The sequence below is a fragment of the Croceitalea dokdonensis DOKDO 023 genome (genome assembly GCF_001306415.1).
Classification (GTDB): Bacteria; Bacteroidota; Bacteroidia; order Flavobacteriales; family Flavobacteriaceae; genus Croceitalea; species Croceitalea dokdonensis.
On record NZ_LDJX01000005.1, the window covers coordinates 315940 to 333268 of the forward strand.

Sequence of the window (17329 nt, forward strand, 5' to 3'; positions counted from 1 at the left end):
TATGTACCAGAATTATAAAAACGTAGAGTTAGTAAAACCGGGAGGTTTAGAATTGAAAGATCGCTTAGTAGGCGTACAGCGTGTTACCAAGGTAACAAAAGGTGGACGTGCCTTTGGTTTTTCTGCTATTGTCGTGGTTGGTGACGAAAATGGTGTTGTAGGACATGGCTTGGGCAAATCTAAGGAAGTAGCAACCGCAATTGCCAAGGCAATAGAGGATGCCAAGAAGAATTTGGTAAGAATACCTTTGAACAAAGCAACCTTACCGCACGAGCAGAAAGGTAAGTTTGGTGGTGCGAGGGTGTTCATTAAGCCAGCTTCGCAGGGTACAGGTGTAATTGCCGGTGGTGCCGTTAGGGCGGTCCTAGAAGCAGTTGGAGTGCATGATGTATTGTCCAAGTCCCAAGGGTCCTCCAACCCACACAACGTGGTAAAGGCAACGTTTGATGCTTTGTTGAGGTTACGTGATGCCGGAACCATCGCCAAGGAACGCGGTGTAAGTTTAGAGAAAGTTTTTAAAGGATAAGTAGTGATGGCAAAGATTAAGGTAAAGCAGTTGAAAAGTGCCATTAAGAGGCCTCAGAATCAAAAAAGGACTTTAGAAGCCCTTGGTTTGAGAAAAATTGGACATGTGGTTGAACATGATGCTACACCCAATATCCTCGGTATGATAAAAAAAGTTGAACACTTGGTTTCCACAGAGGAAGCTTAAAGAAAATAAGACGATGGATTTAAGTAATCTAAGACCGGCAGAAGGTTCGGTAAATAGGGACGGTAAGCGTTTAGGCCGGGGACAAGGTTCTGGTAAAGGTGGAACTGCCGCAAGAGGCCATAAGGGTGCCAAATCAAGATCGGGTTATTCTAAAAAAATTGGATTTGAAGGTGGACAAATGCCGTTACAGAGGCGTGTTCCTAAATTTGGATTCAAAAATATCAATCGTAAAGACTACCAAGGCGTAAACCTAGATAAATTACAGACGTTGGTTGATAACAAAACCGTGAAAGGAGAAGTTACCTTTGATGATTTGGTTGAAAACCGATTGGTAAGAAAAAATGAGTTGGTTAAGATTTTGGGCAATGGTGAGTTAAAAGCCAAGCTTAAGGTTTCTGCCCATAAGTTTAGTCAGTCAGCAAAAGCGGCCATTGAGGCAGCAGGTGGTGAAGCTATTAGTCTTTAAGAGCACTTAATTATGAAAAAGTTTATTGAGACGATATCCAATATCTGGAAAATTGAAGAGCTAAGACAGCGTATTATCATAACGCTAGGTCTATTGCTCGTGTACCGGTTCGGTGCACAAGTTGTACTTCCAGGTATTGATACTACTCAATTGGCGAATTTGTCTGCAAATGCAGGTGACGGTATTTTAGGGATACTTAATGCATTTACGGGTGGGGCTTTTGCTAACGCCTCTGTATTTGCTTTAGGCATTATGCCCTACATTTCTGCCTCCATTGTTGTGCAACTCATGAGTATTGCCATTCCTTACCTTCAGAAATTGGATAAGGAAGGGGAAAGTGGTAGGAAAACAAAAAACCAGATTACCCGTTGGTTAACCATTGCCATATGTATTGTACAAGCACCGGCATACTTATATGGTTTAAGTGCATTGGGTGTTCCAGAAAGTGCTTTTGTTTTGGGTAAGGGTCTAGATTTTATCGTACCTGCCGTAATTATCCTGGTTACCGGTTGTGTTTTTGCCATGTGGTTAGGGGAAAAAATTACCGACAAGGGAATAGGCAACGGTATTTCATTGCTGATTATGGTGGGAATCATTGCCACAATGCCACAAGCATTTGTTCAAGAATTCATTTCCAGAACAGCGAATAACACGGGCGGATTAATGTTTGTACTCATAGAACTTATTGTCTGGTTCTTGGTGATATTGGCGAGTGTGCTTTTGGTCATGGCCATTAGGCAAATTCCGGTCCAATATGCGAGGAGGACCGCCTCCGGTGGTTATGAAAAAAATATAACCGGTTCACGGCAGTATATTCCCTTAAAATTAAATGCCTCAGGGGTAATGCCCATTATATTTGCTCAAGCCATCATGTTTGCACCTAGCTTAATAGGTAGGACCTTTAATGATACGGGTATTGGACAATGGATGGAGGTACAGTTTGCAGATATTTTTGGATTGGCCTACAATATTTTGTTTGCGGTGCTGATCATTATCTTTACGTATTTCTACACGGCAATTACGGTACCTACCAATAAAATGGCAGATGATTTAAAGCGCAGCGGTGGATTTATTCCTGGTATACGTCCGGGCAAGGAAACCGGAGACTATCTAGATAAGATTATGTCTTTGATCACCTTTCCAGGCTCCGTTTTTTTAGCCTTGTTGGCGGTGCTGCCGGCGATTGTGGTAAAGTTGATGGATGTGCAGGCGGGATGGGCGTTATTTTACGGAGGAACCTCTTTGCTAATTATGGTAGGGGTTGCCATCGATACGGTTCAGCAAGTGAATTCATATCTGTTAAATAGGCACTATGATGGACTTATGAAAACGGGTAAAAATAGAAAAGTAGCATAAAATTAGTTTAAAGTTGATAGTTGCTAGTTTATGATAAAGTGAGTTTAGCAAAAACTAGCAACGAACAACGAACAACAAATAACTATAAAAATGGCAAAGCAGCCAGCAATAGAACAAGATGGGTCCATAATCGAGGCATTGTCCAATGCAATGTTTCGTGTAGAATTGGAGAACGGTCATGTTGTTACCGCACATATCTCGGGTAAGATGCGCATGCATTACATAAAGTTGTTGCCGGGGGATAAGGTAAAACTGGAAATGAGTCCTTATGATTTGACCAAAGCACGAATTACATATAGATATTAAGATGAAGGTAAGAGCATCAGTAAAAAAAAGAAGTGCCGACTGCAAGATTGTACGCAGAAAGGGCAGATTATACGTGATCAACAAAAAGAATCCTAGATTTAAACAAAGACAAGGGTAGTTATGGCTAGAATTGCAGGGGTAGATATACCAAAACAAAAGCGAGGTGTAATTGCACTTACTTATATCTTCGGTATCGGTAGAAGTCGTGCTAAGGAGATTTTAAATGCCTCAGGGGTAAGTGAAGACAAAAAGGTTTCGGATTGGAATGATGATGAGATTGGAAAAATCCGTGATGCGGTTTCTTCTTACACCATTGAGGGGGAATTAAGATCGGAGACCCAGTTGAACATCAAAAGATTAATGGATATTGGTTGTTACCGCGGTATTCGCCATAGATCTGGATTGCCTTTACGAGGACAGCGCACTAAGAACAACTCTAGAACTAGAAAAGGAAAACGTAAAACTGTAGCCAACAAGAAAAAGGCTACCAAATAATAAAGTCATTGCTAGTTAGCTGTTAGATGAATCTGTTTGAAATAGCAATGTTTAGGATTCTAACAACTACAAACTAACAACTGCAAACTAATATTATGGCAAAAGCAAATACAAAAACGGCGAAGAAGCGTAAAGTAATCGTAGATTCCACGGGTGAAGCCCACATTACTGCATCGTTTAACAATATTATTATTTCATTGACCAATAAAAAGGGAGACGTCATCTCTTGGTCCTCTGCTGGTAAGCAGGGTTTTAGGGGTTCAAAGAAAAACACACCTTATGCGGCCCAAGTAGCTGCGGAGGATTGTGCAAAAGTTGCGCATGAAGCCGGACTTAGAAAAGTTAAAGTCTTTGTAAAAGGTCCGGGTAATGGCAGGGAATCCGCTATAAGAACCATTCACAATTCTGGTATAGAAGTAACGGAAATCATTGATGTTACTCCCATGCCACATAATGGATGCAGACCTCCTAAAAGAAGAAGGGTATAACTAATTAATAGCCCCACAAGGGAAATATTCACTCGGGAGTGAGCACTGATTATCGAAGGATAAGCCTTAATTCATAATCGCACTTCCATAAATTTTAAAGATGGCAAGATATACAGGACCAACATCAAAAATCGCACGTAAGTTCGGAGAAGCGATCTTCGGAGACGACAAAGCGTTTGAAAAGAAAAATTATCCTCCAGGACAACACGGTAACAACCGCAGAAGGGGCAAAAAATCAGAGTATGCCGTCCAGTTAATGGAGAAGCAGAAAGCCAAGTATACCTACGGTATTCTGGAAAAGCAATTTAGGAACCTTTTTGCCAATGCAAAAAGAAAAGAAGGGGTAACTGGTGAAGTATTGCTTCAGCTATGTGAGTCCAGATTGGATAATGTGGTGTACAGAATGGGCATTGCCCCAACAAGACGTGGTGCGCGCCAATTGGTATCCCATAGGCACATCACCGTTAATGGACAACTGGTAAACATTCCATCGTATTCCTTAAAAGCAGGTGATGTCGTAGGTGTGCGCGAGAAGTCAAAATCCGTACAGGCAATCAATGATTCCCTAGCAAACAACAGTAGTGTTTACGAGTGGATTACTTGGAATTCTGAAAAGAAAGAAGGCACGTTTGTCGCCGTACCGGAGAGATTGCAGATTCCTGAAAACATCAAAGAGCAGCTAATCGTCGAGTTATATTCTAAATAAAAACAACACTGATCGAATTATGGCATTACTAAATTTTCAGAAGCCCGATAAAGTTATAATGATTGACTCAACAGATTTCGAGGGGAAATTTGAATTTCGTCCCTTGGAGCCTGGATATGGCCTTACCGTTGGTAATGCGCTTAGACGTGTATTGCTTTCATCATTGGAAGGTTTTGCAATCACTTCTGTGAGGATTGACGGTGTAGAGCATGAGTTTTCCGTGATACCTGGTGTTGTAGAAGATGTTACCGAGATGATTTTGAATCTCAAACAGGTTCGATTCAAACGACAGATTGACGATGTAGAAAGCGAAACCGTCTCTATTTCCGTTAGTGGAAAAAATCAGTTAACTGCAGGGGACTTCCAGAAGTTCATTTCAGGATATCAGGTTCTTAACCCAGACTTGGTTATTTGCAACATGGATGCCAAAGTAGCCATCAACCTAGAGGTGATTATTGAAAAAGGTCGTGGGTATGTTCCGGCAGAGGAAAATAAAAAATCCAACACACCTATTGGTACCATAGCGGTAGACTCTGTCTATACCCCAATTAAAAATGTTAAGTACAGCATCGAAAATTTTAGGGTAGAGCAGAAAACGGATTATGAAAAATTGGTTTTTGAAATCGTTACCGATGGTTCTATCCATCCAAAAGATGCACTTACGGAGGCAGCCAAAGTTTTGATTCACCATTTTATGTTGTTTTCGGATGAGCGAATCACCCTTGAGGCAGATGAAATTGCCCAAACGGAAACCTACGATGAGGAATCATTGCACATGCGCCAACTTTTAAAGACCAAGCTGGTGGACATGGACCTTTCAGTAAGGGCTTTAAATTGTTTAAAGGCTGCTGAGGTGGATACGTTAGGAGATTTGGTGTCCTTTAACAAGAATGATTTAATGAAGTTCCGAAACTTTGGTAAAAAATCATTAACGGAATTGGAGGAGCTCGTAATCAACAAAGGACTTCAATTTGGAATGGATTTGGCCAAATACAAATTGGATAAAGACTAATAATCATATTTTGCTCTCCCACTGATGTGGGATTTGGAAGCAAGATGATAATACACAAACATGAGACACGGTAAAAAGAATAATCATTTAGGTCGTAAGGCCGCACACAGAAAGGCAATGTTAGCCAACATGGCCTGCTCTTTAATAGAGCATAAGAGAATTAATACCACAGTGGCCAAAGCAAAAGCATTAAAGCAGTTTGTAGAGCCTTTGATTACAAAATCAAAAGCGGCCAACAATCAAACAACGGAGAAAGGCACGCATAATAGGCGTATTGTATTTGCCAATTTGAGAAATAAATATGCGGTTACTGAGTTGTTTGGTGCGGTGTCGGAAAAAGTGGGTGATAGGCCTGGGGGCTATACCAGAATTATAAAACTAGGGAATAGACTAGGGGATAATGCGGATATGGCCATGATAGAGTTGGTAGATTTTAATGAAATCTACAATGCGGACAAGCCCAAGAAAAAGAATACAAGAAGAAGCAGGAGAGGCAAAGGGGCCAAGTCGGTAACACCGGCTCCAGCGACTGATGCAACGACAGATGATTCTGAAGAATAGGATGTTAATGATTAGTTTATAACAGTTAAAAGGATACGTTGAGGCGTATCCTTTTTTTATGTTTTTTTGTGACATTATTAGTGAAGTATGAAATACCAAGTAAGAAAAAAGGCCCTTATCCTTCTTGAAGATGGAACTATTTTTTATGGTAAGGCGGTGGGTGATAAAGAGGGCACCGCTTTTGGGGAGGTATGTTTTAATACGGGGATGACCGGCTATCAGGAAATATTCACGGACCCATCTTATTACGGGCAATTAATGGTTGCCACTAATGCACATATTGGTAACTATGGGGCGCACTTGGACGAAGTGGAATCGGATTCCATTAAAATAGCAGGACTTATCGTAAAGAATTTTAGTTACAACTATTCTAGGCCTGATGCGGATTTTAGTTTGTTGGAATTTTTAGAGCAAAATAATTTGTTCGCCATTTCTGATGTGGATACAAGGGCCTTGGTAAGTTATATCCGGGACAATGGTGCCATGAATGCGGTCATTTCAACACGCGTGGATGAAATTGATGTTTTAAAGAAAGAGTTGACGCAAGTACCGAGTATGAAAGGTTTGGAGTTGGCGTCAAAAGTGTCCACCAAAGAGCCCTACGTCTATGGTGATGAGCAAGCTGAAATAAAAATTGCAGCACTTGATATTGGCATAAAAAAGAACATTCTAAGAAATTTGGCAAAACGTGGAGCATGCATTACCGTGTACCCTTTTAATGCCACTGCACAGGAGATGAACGCTTCTGATCCAGATGCTTATTTTATATCCAACGGACCTGGTGATCCAGAACCGCTTACAGAGGCCATAGAAACTACAAAACAACTTTTAAAGGAAAATAAGCCACTCTTTGGTATTTGTTTGGGGCATCAAGTCTTGGCCTTGGCCAACGGCATATCAACCTATAAAATGCACAATGGGCATAGGGGCATTAACCATCCCATTTTAAACATACTTACGGGAAAGGGAGAAATTACATCCCAGAATCATGGTTTCGCCGTAAACAGGGAGGAAACTGAGGCACATCCAGATTTGGAAATTACCCATACCCATCTCAATGATCAGACAGTGGCAGGTATCCGGATGAAGTATAGAAACGTATTTTCAGTACAATACCACCCAGAGGCCAGTCCTGGGCCACATGATGCGGACTATTTGTTCGATCAGTTTTTTGAAGCCATTAAAGCCAGCCTCAACTAAAACGTTGTCGTAAGTTTTTCCCTTAATTTCCTTGTTTTATGACGCTTATCATGTATTGGAAAAGCGCTGCTTTTGTATCTTCGTCCTAGATTTTTTAAACCTAAAAAACATTTTAATGAGCATAATAATCAATATTCATGCAAGACAGATTTTAGATTCAAGGGGTAACCCAACCGTGGAGGTAGATGTGGTGACCGAAAACGGGATTCTTGGCAGGGCAGCAGTACCATCAGGTGCTTCTACCGGAGAGCATGAGGCCGTAGAGTTAAGGGATGGTGGCTCCTCCTTTATGGGAAAAGGCGTAGGAAAGGCCGTAAACAACGTCAATACCATCATTGCAGAAGAGTTGGTAGGTACATCTGTTTTTGAGCAGAATTACATTGATCGGACCATGATAGATTTGGATGGTACTCCCAACAAATCAAAGCTAGGGGCCAATGCCATTCTTGGGGTGTCCTTGGCCGTGGCCAAAGCCGCTGCGGAAGAGTTGGCAATGCCCTTATACCGTTATGTAGGCGGGGTTAGTGCCAATACTTTGCCGGTACCTATGATGAACATTATCAATGGGGGTTCACATTCAGATGCTCCCATTGCCTTCCAAGAGTTTATGGTGATGCCCGTTAAGGCTAAGAACTTTACCCACGCCATGCAAATGGGAACAGAGATATTCCATAATCTAAAAAAGGTGCTACACGACAGAAATTTGAGTACTGCCGTGGGTGATGAAGGTGGGTTTGCACCAACACTTGAAGGTGGCACCGAGGATGCGTTGGACACCATTAGTAAGGCCGTTACCCAAGCAGGTTATAAATTTGGGGAAGAGGTTATGATCGCACTGGATTGTGCCGCAGCTGAATTTTATGAAAACGGCAAATACGATTATACCAAATTTGAAGGTGACAAAGGTCAAATCAGGACCTCTGAGGAACAAGCTCAATATTTGGCCGACCTTTGTGAAAAATACCCGATTATCTCCATAGAGGACGGAATGGATGAGAACGACTGGGACGGTTGGAAATTATTGACCGAAAAAGTAGGGGATAAGGTGCAACTTGTAGGGGATGATTTATTCGTGACGAATGTAGAGCGTTTGTCAAGAGGTATAGAAAATGGTATTGCAAATTCTATCTTGATCAAGGTAAACCAAATCGGAACCCTTACAGAAACCATTGCTGCAGTGAATATGGCCAAAAATGCGGGGTACACTTCCGTGATGTCCCACCGGTCTGGAGAAACTGAGGATACTACCATAGCAGATTTGGCAGTGGCACTAAACACTGGGCAAATTAAGACTGGATCTGCCTCCAGAAGCGACCGTATGGCAAAATATAATCAACTTCTTCGTATAGAGGAAGAATTAGGTGAGGTAGCATATTATCCGCAAGAGAAGGCCTTTAAAGTAAAATAAAAAACTGCTGATACAAGATTCAATAAAAGCCTTTCCTTAAACCGAAAGGCTTTTTTTTGCAAGCTTTTCAACGTATATTATCACAAAATTTTTTTCATGAATACTTTTTTGTTTGCTGCCGCGGAAAATGATGCCATTGCCAATTGTAAGGCAGGCGGTATGGGGGATGTGGTACGTGATGTGCCAAGGCAGATTGCCGAGCGTGGTGATAAGGCGCATGTAGTGGTGCCTTCCTACGGAAGACTGCACCAAGGCGGGGAACTAAAAGCAGTGCTAAATTTTGAACTTAGGAATACCCTATATACCGCGGAGGTATATGAAGTGGAACCTAAGAAACCTATAAGTAATATTCACCACTATGTAATTCACCATCCAGAGATTCAAGCGGGGGGTATTGCCCATATTTATCATGATGATCCGGAGGAACCTTTTTTTACGGATGCCATTAAGTATTTCATTTTTTGTACCGCTACCGCTGAGGCTATAAAACAAAACTTGTTTGGGGATTTGGATGTGGTTCACCTTCATGATTGGCACAGCAGTCTGCTGCTGTTTTTAAGGGAATATGATTTAAGGTATGAAAAGTTACGCAAGTTACGGTTCGTCTACAGTATCCATAACTTGGCGATCCAAGGTATCCGCCCTTTTGAAAACAATTACTCTTCCTTGGCCAATTGGTTCCCCAAGTTGCGTTATGACAAAGAGACCTTGCTGGATAAACGGTACCCGGACTGTATTAACTTAATGGCGGTTGGTATCCGGTTTGCAGATGCGGTACATACGGTTTCACCTTCTTACAAACAAGATGTGATGAAACCTAGCTCCCCGCCAGAATTTATTGGTGGCGAGGGATTGGAGCAGGATTTGGTCCAGGCCAATGCAGAAGGCAGACTCGTGGGTATCTTGAATGGTTGTAACTATAAAAATATCAATACAGAGGCTAAGGGGGAGATTTATAGGAATACCGTTAAGGCGCTATTTAAATGGCTGCAGGAGGAATCAAAAAAGTATAAGGCGGATTTTTTAGCGCATACTGGAGAAAAAATCATGCGTTATGTAGGACGAAACAAACCAAAATTTATAGTGTCCAGTGTGGCTAGACTAACGGAGCAAAAGTTCTATTTCTTTAAACGCTCTCCGGAAGCTTTTGTACAAATCCTAAAGAAATTGGACAAGGTAGAAGGCATTTTTATCCTTTTGGGTACCGGGGCACCAGAATATGAGGAGCTTTTTAGAAGGATGAGCTACGAGCATAAAAACTTTATATTCACCAACGGACAATCAGAAAATCTTATTGATTCCATGTATTTGGAGTCCGACCTATATTTTATGCCCAGTTTATTTGAGCCTTGTGGTATAAGCCAAATGCTATCTATGCGCAATGGCAATCCCTGTTTGGTGCACCATACAGGTGGACTTATAGATACCGTAAAGCATTTGGAAACGGGTTTTGGTTTTACGGGGGATACGTACGATGCTAAAATTCAAAACATGCTGGATACTTTTGATTTGGCATTGGACATTTTTCAAAATGACAAACCCCAATGGAAGAGAATCCAAACCAACGCGAAAAAGGCAAGATTTACTTGGAAAAAGTCTGTGGATGCCTATTATTCCCGTTTATACAAGCTTTAGCACGCTTTGGTTTTACCGTGTTAAGAATAATCCAAATTTGTGTTTCTGGATTGTTAATGCCTTGTGTTTTTCGTAAATTGCCCCATTAAATTTAACATTTTAGTATAAGATACATGGCGAAGACTGCAACATTGAATTTTGATGGTAACACATATGAATTTCCGGTAATCAAAGGAACGGAAAATGAATTGGCAATTGATATTAAAACCTTACGTTCTTCCAGTGGCATAGTGACCATTGACCCAGGTTTTAAAAATACCGGTTCTTGTGAAAGTGCCATCACTTTTTTGGACGGTGAAAAGGGCATCTTGCGCTACCGAGGCTACTCCATTGAAGAGCTTGCAGAAAAGGCCGATTTTTTAGAGGTGGCCTATTTGTTGATATTTGGTGAATTGCCCAACCAGGAACAATTGACCTCCTTCCACAATGATATTAAGGAAGAGTCCCAAGTGGACGAGGAAATGAAAAAGATTTTGGATGGATTTCCAAAATCTGCACATCCCATGGGTGTTCTTTCTTCTTTGACGAGTGCGTTGGTGGCCTTTAACCCTACATCCGTAGACGTTTCCTCGGAAAAGGCAATGTACCACTCCATTGTTAGGATTTTGGCAAAGTTTCCTGTCTTGGTAGCTTGGACCTTGCGCAAGAAAAAAGGTCTTCCATTAGATTATGGGGACGATACTCTGGGTTATGTAGAGAACATCCATAAAATGATGTTTAAAAAACCGAACCAAGAGTATAAAAAGGATACCATAGCTATTGATGCCTTGGACAAGCTGCTTATCCTGCATGCAGACCACGAGCAGAATTGTTCAACTTCTACGGTGCGTATCGTGGGATCATCACATGCGGGCTTGTTTGCCTCGCTCTCCGCAGGTATATCGGCATTGTGGGGACCGCTGCATGGTGGTGCCAACCAAGCGGTATTGGAAATGTTGGAGGCCATTGAAGCGGATGGTGGGGATACAAAGAAATATATGGCCAAAGCTAAGGATAAAGAAGACCCCTTTAGATTGATGGGCTTTGGACATCGGGTTTACAAAAACTTTGACCCAAGGGCAAAAATCATTAAAAAATCTGCAGACGAGGTACTCGGTAGTTTAGGTATTGAAGATCCCATTTTGGATATTGCCAAAGGATTGGAAAAGGAGGCCTTGGAAGATGAGTATTTTGTAAAAAGAAAACTGTATCCCAACGTGGATTTTTATTCAGGAATCATTTACCGGGCCTTGGGAATACCTACGGAAATGTTTACGGTCATGTTTGCTTTGGGCAGGTTGCCCGGATGGATTGCACAGTGGCGGGAAATGCGTTTAAAAGGAGAGCCTATAGGCAGACCACGCCAAGTGTATATCGGAGAAAATCTTCGCTCATTCGTCGAAGTGGATAAAAGGTAGATTGCTACCTTATAAAAAAACAATAAAGCTCTTTTATTTATAAAAGGGCTTTTTTTATGAACAAAAACCGCTACTATGCTTCAACTAAACATTAAAGACGAGACAGCTCCCTTAAAAGCAGTTGTTTTGGGAACCGCCCAAAGTTGTGGTCCTGTTCCCAAGGCCCATAAGGCCTATGATCCCAAGTCATTGGAACACATTTTGGCGGGCACCTATCCAAAAGAGGCAGATATGGTCCGTGAAATGGAGGCGTTTGCAATAGTTTTTGAAAAATATAAGGTTAAGGTCTACCGTCCCAAAGTGTTGGAAAACGTAAACCAGATTTTTTCTAGGGACATTGCTTTTGTGATAGAGGATACCCTGATACATGCCAATATTTTACCGGACAGGGAGGAGGAGTTCCAAGCTATTTTACATGTGATAGCGCAGATAGATGCCAATAAGATCGTGTACCCGCCCAAAGAGGTTCATGTAGAGGGAGGAGACGTAATGCCGTGGAAAGACTATATTTTTGTGGGAACCTATACCGCTGCAGATTATCCTGATTTTATCACCGCTAGAACCAATAAAGCGGCCGTGGATTTTTTAGCTAATCAATTTCCTCAAAAAAAAGTAAAGTCCTTTGAGCTGCGCAAGTCCAATACGGATGCCAAAGCCAATGCGCTGCATTTGGACTGTTGTTTCCAACCCATTGGCAAGGATAAGGCCATTTTGCATAAAAATGGATTTTTGGTGGAGGAGGAGTATGAGTGGTTGGTAAGCTTTTTTGGAAAAGAAAACATCTTTGAAATCAGTGCGGACGAGATGTACCAGATGTACAGTAATGTTTTTTCAATTTCTCCGCAGGTCGTGGTTTCGGAAAAGGGATTTACCCGGTTGAACAGTTGGTTACGTGAGCAAGGGTTTACCGTTGAGGAAATTCCTTATGCAGAAATAGCCAAGCAGGAGGGCTTGTTAAGATGCAGTACCTTGCCCTTGATCAGGGACTACGGACCAATTAAATAAATACCAAAGCTGATTAGTAACTACACCATGCAAATTACCAATACCATATTAATGATCAGGCCGGTTGCCTTTAGAAAGAACGAGGAGACTGCCGTTAACAATTATTTTCAGGAAGATATTGCCGTTAAGGACAATACCATCAATATCAGGGCACAAAATGAATTTGATGCCTTTGTAAAGGTGTTGCGCGAGCACGGAGTCCATGTCATTGTCATGGAAGACAATGAGAAGGCAGATACCCCAGATTCTATTTTTCCCAACAACTGGGTTTCTTTTCATGATAGTGGAACAGTGGTAATTTATCCAATGTTTGCCGAGAATAGGAGACGGGAGCGTCGTGAAGACGTTTTTGATACATTGGAGAAACAGGGTTTTAGGATTGATCATATCGTAGATTATACCAGTGCTGAAAAAGAAGGGGTCTTTTTGGAAGGAACGGGAAGTATTTTAAAGGACCGTGTGAACCAAAAGGCCTATTGCGCATTGTCCGAACGTGCACATGAATCCTTGTTTATAGAGTTTTGTGAGGATTTTGATTGCTTTCCCGTGATTTTCACTGCGTACCAGACGGTAAATGGGAAACGGTTGCCCATCTATCACACCAACGTTATGATGGCCATGGCGGAAACGTTTGCGGTGATTTGTTTAAATACCATTGATGACAAAAAGGAGCGAAAGAATGTGGTGAACCATTTAAAAAACGACGGTAAGCAAATCATAGAAATCACAGAAACCCAGATGCATCAGTTTGCTGGTAACATGTTACAGGTTCTTGGGAGGGATGGCCAACGTTTTATGGTCATGAGTTCTGCCGCCTTTAAAAGTTTACGGCCAGACCAGATACAGGCAATACAAGCGCATTGTGACATTATACATAGTCCTTTGGACACTATAGAAACCTGTGGGGGCGGCAGCGCCCGTTGCATGATGGCAGAGGTTTTTTTGCCAAAGGCCTAGGCACTATTCCGTCCCGTTGGCCGTAAAGTTTTTGATGGCCTGGTTGGGTTCCATTATGGTGTAGCCCTGCCAAAATTCAGGATTGTAGGTTGGCATATAGGTGGCTTGTTTGGTATTTTCTTCTTCAAAGCCATCAAAAACAGTGGGTGGAATCAATTCATTTTCAAAAACCACCAACTCCCATCGGTTGGTGTTGCTGGTTCTAAAGTCCAGATTTAGCCTCAGTTCGTTTTGCTTTCTTTTGCCCTTTACGTTTTTGTTTTTTTCAATGACATCCAAGGGTCTATCAATTCGGAACCACCTTCCAAAATTGAGGTTGGCAAACTTTAGGTCGTATTTGTTGTTGGAAAGTTTAGTGAATTGCATGGTGCCGGAATACAAGGTTTCTTTATAAAAAATCCCAAGTAACCTAAAGTTTCTCAGGTTTTTTACATTCTCAAATTCAATTCGCATGACCCCAAAATCATCGATATTAATAAAAAACCGGCCTCTAAAATCCGCACTGCCTTTTGGTTCAAAATTTATGATGTACACCCCCTGGGCATCAATATCAGTATACCCCGCTAGGCTAAATTCGTATTTTCGGGTCTTGTCCACAACATTGAGCTTGGTGTTTTCCGTAAAGAACAGCTCTCCCAGAAGTTCTTTGAAAATAAATCGCTGTCCGCTCACAACTCCGGAAATAGTGTCCTTGCCCATTTCTTTTTCAAGTTCCCGGGCTTCTTCGGCCTCCAATTCCGTCATTATGGAGTCTACTTGGATTTTTTGACTAAAGATGCCCGATTTTATCTTAAGGTAGGAATCTGGTTTAACATTGTTTTTGAAGATGTTTTCCAATTTTTCTGCCAAATCCTCAAAGGAGCCGATGGCATTTTTGTTGTACAATTCCGCAGCTTTGATGACTTCTATCTTTTTTTCTTTGTCGTTCTTGTAGAGGTTTCCCAGCGTTTCAGTGTAATAGCTGGTCCGTTTTGGAATGGATTTTTGTATGCTGTCAATAAATGATTTGTCCAGCTCTTCAATACTGGATTTTTCAAAACCAAAGTCCGCTTTTTCAATGGTGCCATAGATGGACTGTCTTAGAAAATATCGTTGCTTTATAGGGTCTCTATTACAATTGATGGGCAATTTGGCAATCATGGTTTCCATAATCTCATCTGCCCCAAGTTCTTTGTTAAAAAGGTACACACCAGTTAACTCAATAGTTTTTGGGGTGATAAATAGTAGGCTGTCCGTGGCTTGATCAAGACTAAACCCCTGTTTTTGATACCCCATGCTGGAAATGTAAACCGAATCCAACCGAGTTTTTGTAGTATCCATTACAAAACTAAAAAGTCCTTCTTCATTGGTGATGACACCACTATTTTCTCCAAATTGTACCGTGGCGTATGCTACGGGTTTTTTGGTTTTGGCGTCGATGACCCTAGCGTTGAACTCCTTGTTCTGGGCATTTATGATCGTGTTGGAGAGAAGGAGTAGCGCAAAAACTAAAAGGTGCTTCATGGAATAGAAATTGGGTTCTAAGGTTAAAGACAACATGGCAGTGCCAAATGGTTGCCTCAAGTTCATTTAATTTTGTAGTTGTGGACCCAAGGGAGCCATCAAGTTTTGGCAATATTCCGAATCATACCGCCAAAGATGAAGAAATGAAATGGAAGTACGCTGTACCAATACAACCTTCCCCTAAGCCCTTTGGGTCTAAACGTTGCGGTTTGGTGCAGCACTTTATCATCATCAATTTTGAATTCTAGCCAAGCCTCCCCAGGAAGTTTCATTTCGGCAAAGAGCAATAATCTTTTAGAATTTTTATCGGCCAAAAGCACACGCCAAAAATCCAGTGCGTCCCCAGGAAAAATTTTATCCGCATTGGTACGTCCCCTGCGTAAACCCGGGCCTCCATTGAGTTTATCCAAGAATCCGCGTATTTTCCATAACCAGCTTCCATAATACCATCCTTGCTCTCCCCCAATGCGCCATATGTTGTCAAGCACCTTTTCAACATCTGTAATCTGCAGGGTTTGCTTGTCCTTAAGGACACCGTATTTTGGAACTTGGATATACTTGCCAAGATCTTCATTTACCTGCCCGCTCACAATGCTATCCTTCCAACTACTGATGACAAGGTTTTGTTCTATTTTCTTAAAGGCCATTTCAATGGCCTCTTCGTAGGAGTGGGGTTCAATTTCCAATAGTTGTTGGAGCTTGTTATTGCGTGCCACTACTTCCATCTTCATGCTATCCACTAAATTCACGGCTAGTTTGTAGGAGGTTGAGGTGACAAAATAAAGCCAATAGGAGGATAATTTAGGGGTCATCACAGGAACGGTGACAATCCAATTCTTGAATCCCCTTACCTTGGCATACTTATGGAGCATCTCCTTGTAGGTAAGTACATCTGGTCCACCAATATCAAAGGATTGCCCGTATGTCCGTTCATTCCCCAGTACGCCGGTCAAGAATTTAATCACATCACGAATGGCAATGGGTTGCGACTTGGTCAACACCCATTTTGGTGTGATCATAAACGGTAGTTTTTCACAGAGGTCCCTGATAATTTCAAAGGATGAGCTACCGGAGCCTACGATGATGCCAGCCCTTAATACCGTAAGCTTAAACGTGCCTTTGTACAGGATGTCTTCCACATTTTTTCTGGAGGACAAGTGTTTGGAAAGCTCTTTTTCATTTACGATACCGCTCAAATAAATGACCTGTTTGCAATTTGTTTTGGCCAGGTGCTGGTTAAAATTCCTTGCGGAGATGGCTTCTTTTTCATCAAAATCCGTAATGGAAGAAGTCATGGAATGTATCAGGTAGTAGGCGGTTTCAATATCCTTGGGGATTTTGGATTCTCCAACATCATCTAAAAAATCAAGTTCAATCACTTGAATGCGCTTTCTCATTTGGCCTTCCACGGAGAGTCGCTTTTCATCGCGTACCGCGCAGATAACCTCATGGCCTGCTTCTACCAGTTGCGGTAAAAGTCGCATACCTATATAGCCATTGGCTCCTGTAAGCAGTATTTTCATGCTTTAAAGGTCTTCTATTGATGTGGGCGCATTATCAGCCTTATAATCCAGTAACTTCCTAAAAAATTTTTGAACCGCCTTTGTATCGGCCCTAACTTTTACAAAATGGTTGTCACGATAGACGGAGTAGATGCCCAAATCCCCTTTGTAAATGGTAAGCTTGTAATAAGGAATCACAAGGGCAAAAGATTCTAATAAGGACCTAAATCCCAAAATGATGCCATTGGGTCGCATTTCAATATTACAGCAATCTGCATTATTGTCAAGAATCAATAGGTTTCTAATTTCCACACTGGCTTGGGTTATTTCCAGTTTTGGGGAACCAATGCCACCTAATTTAAACCGCTCTTTTATGGTAAAGGGTTTGCCAACGGCTTCCTCAATTTTTTTGTTAATTTTTTTGTCGTTGTATGAAACGTTCAGCAACATATTTAAGTGATATTTTCTTGGTTCAATTTAAGTCAGGTCAACATCTCTGGCAAAAAATAAATGCCTACAAAACATTGAGTTTTAAATTTATGTAAGACGGTTTATTGATGGCAGAATGTTTTTTTATCCTGTGTTACATGCATCAATCAACCTAACCAAATACATGTTTT

20 protein-coding genes are annotated in these 17329 nt (G+C 41.5%); 17 read left to right on the top strand and 3 right to left on the bottom strand.

What is annotated here, in order from left to right; all coding sequences use genetic code 11:
• The first annotated feature begins 1 nt into the window (after position 1).
• The 17 genes from rpsE (at position 2) to ctlX (ending at position 13704) form a co-directional block, all read left to right on the top strand.
• Entirely contained in the window at positions 2 to 526 is a 525-nt protein-coding gene (gene rpsE / locus I595_RS12310; protein WP_054559728.1) for a 30S ribosomal protein S5, read from the top strand.
• A gap of 6 nt (positions 527 to 532) precedes the next feature.
• Positions 533 to 712 (top strand): 50S ribosomal protein L30, encoded by a 180-nt coding sequence (rpmD, locus tag I595_RS12315; RefSeq protein ID WP_054559729.1) that lies wholly within the window; start codon positions 533 to 535, stop codon positions 710 to 712.
• 13 nt (positions 713 to 725) lie between these two features.
• Entirely contained in the window at positions 726 to 1178 is a 453-nt protein-coding gene (rplO, locus tag I595_RS12320; protein WP_054559730.1) for a 50S ribosomal protein L15, read from the top strand.
• A 12-nt stretch (positions 1179 to 1190) separates the two neighbouring features.
• The gene (gene secY / locus I595_RS12325; protein ID WP_054559731.1) at positions 1191 to 2534 is read left to right on the top strand and encodes a preprotein translocase subunit SecY; all 1344 of its coding nucleotides are present in this window, start codon (positions 1191 to 1193) and stop codon (positions 2532 to 2534) included.
• A 90-nt stretch (positions 2535 to 2624) separates the two neighbouring features.
• On the top strand, positions 2625 to 2840 hold the full coding sequence (gene infA, locus I595_RS12330) for a translation initiation factor IF-1 (RefSeq protein ID WP_008613577.1): 216 nt from the start codon (positions 2625 to 2627) through the stop codon (positions 2838 to 2840).
• 1 nt (position 2841) lies between these two features.
• Positions 2842 to 2958, top strand: coding sequence for a type B 50S ribosomal protein L36 (ykgO, locus tag I595_RS12335; protein ID WP_013305171.1), 117 nt, complete (start codon positions 2842 to 2844; stop codon positions 2956 to 2958).
• Between the two features lie 2 nt (positions 2959 to 2960).
• Positions 2961 to 3335: a 30S ribosomal protein S13 gene (gene rpsM, locus I595_RS12340; protein ID WP_054559732.1), complete on the top strand. Its 375-nt coding sequence runs from the start codon at positions 2961 to 2963 to the stop codon at positions 3333 to 3335.
• Between the two features lie 95 nt (positions 3336 to 3430).
• A complete protein-coding gene (gene rpsK / locus I595_RS12345) occupies positions 3431 to 3823 on the top strand; it encodes a 30S ribosomal protein S11 (RefSeq protein ID WP_054559733.1) in 393 nt (130 codons plus the stop codon).
• A gap of 100 nt (positions 3824 to 3923) precedes the next feature.
• A complete protein-coding gene (gene rpsD, locus I595_RS12350) occupies positions 3924 to 4529 on the top strand; it encodes a 30S ribosomal protein S4 (protein WP_054559734.1) in 606 nt (201 codons plus the stop codon).
• 19 nt (positions 4530 to 4548) lie between these two features.
• Complete coding sequence (locus tag I595_RS12355) at positions 4549 to 5541, top strand: DNA-directed RNA polymerase subunit alpha (RefSeq protein WP_054559735.1); 993 nt, start codon at positions 4549 to 4551, stop codon at positions 5539 to 5541.
• A 60-nt stretch (positions 5542 to 5601) separates the two neighbouring features.
• The gene (gene rplQ, locus I595_RS12360) at positions 5602 to 6102 is read left to right on the top strand and encodes a 50S ribosomal protein L17 (protein WP_054559736.1); all 501 of its coding nucleotides are present in this window, start codon (positions 5602 to 5604) and stop codon (positions 6100 to 6102) included.
• Positions 6103 to 6189: 87 nt separating this feature from the next.
• A complete protein-coding gene (gene carA, locus I595_RS12365) occupies positions 6190 to 7302 on the top strand; it encodes a glutamine-hydrolyzing carbamoyl-phosphate synthase small subunit (RefSeq protein WP_054559737.1) in 1113 nt (370 codons plus the stop codon).
• 115 nt (positions 7303 to 7417) lie between these two features.
• On the top strand, positions 7418 to 8710 hold the full coding sequence (gene eno, locus I595_RS12370; RefSeq protein WP_054559738.1) for a phosphopyruvate hydratase: 1293 nt from the start codon (positions 7418 to 7420) through the stop codon (positions 8708 to 8710).
• Positions 8711 to 8806: 96 nt separating this feature from the next.
• Entirely contained in the window at positions 8807 to 10345 is a 1539-nt protein-coding gene (locus I595_RS12375) for a glycogen synthase (protein WP_054559739.1), read from the top strand.
• Positions 10346 to 10458: 113 nt separating this feature from the next.
• On the top strand, positions 10459 to 11742 hold the full coding sequence (locus I595_RS12380; RefSeq protein ID WP_054559740.1) for a citrate synthase: 1284 nt from the start codon (positions 10459 to 10461) through the stop codon (positions 11740 to 11742).
• Positions 11743 to 11817: 75 nt separating this feature from the next.
• Positions 11818 to 12747, top strand: a complete 930-nt coding sequence (locus I595_RS12385; protein ID WP_054559741.1) for a dimethylarginine dimethylaminohydrolase family protein — start codon at positions 11818 to 11820, stop codon at positions 12745 to 12747.
• A 27-nt stretch (positions 12748 to 12774) separates the two neighbouring features.
• The gene (ctlX, locus tag I595_RS12390; protein WP_054559742.1) at positions 12775 to 13704 is read left to right on the top strand and encodes a citrulline utilization hydrolase CtlX; all 930 of its coding nucleotides are present in this window, start codon (positions 12775 to 12777) and stop codon (positions 13702 to 13704) included.
• 3 nt (positions 13705 to 13707) lie between these two features.
• Here ctlX and I595_RS12395 read toward each other — a convergent pair whose 3' ends face one another.
• The 3 genes from I595_RS12395 to I595_RS12405 all read right to left on the bottom strand — a co-directional run bounded on the left by I595_RS12395 (position 13708) and on the right by I595_RS12405 (position 17159).
• Complete coding sequence (locus I595_RS12395; RefSeq protein ID WP_054559809.1) at positions 13708 to 15207, bottom strand: peptidase associated/transthyretin-like domain-containing protein; 1500 nt, start codon at positions 15205 to 15207, stop codon at positions 13708 to 13710.
• Between the two features lie 98 nt (positions 15208 to 15305).
• A complete protein-coding gene (locus I595_RS12400; RefSeq protein WP_054559743.1) occupies positions 15306 to 16730 on the bottom strand; it encodes an SDR family oxidoreductase in 1425 nt (474 codons plus the stop codon).
• Positions 16731 to 16733: 3 nt separating this feature from the next.
• A complete protein-coding gene (locus I595_RS12405; RefSeq protein ID WP_054559744.1) occupies positions 16734 to 17159 on the bottom strand; it encodes a hypothetical protein in 426 nt (141 codons plus the stop codon).
• Positions 17160 to 17329 lie beyond the last annotated feature (170 nt).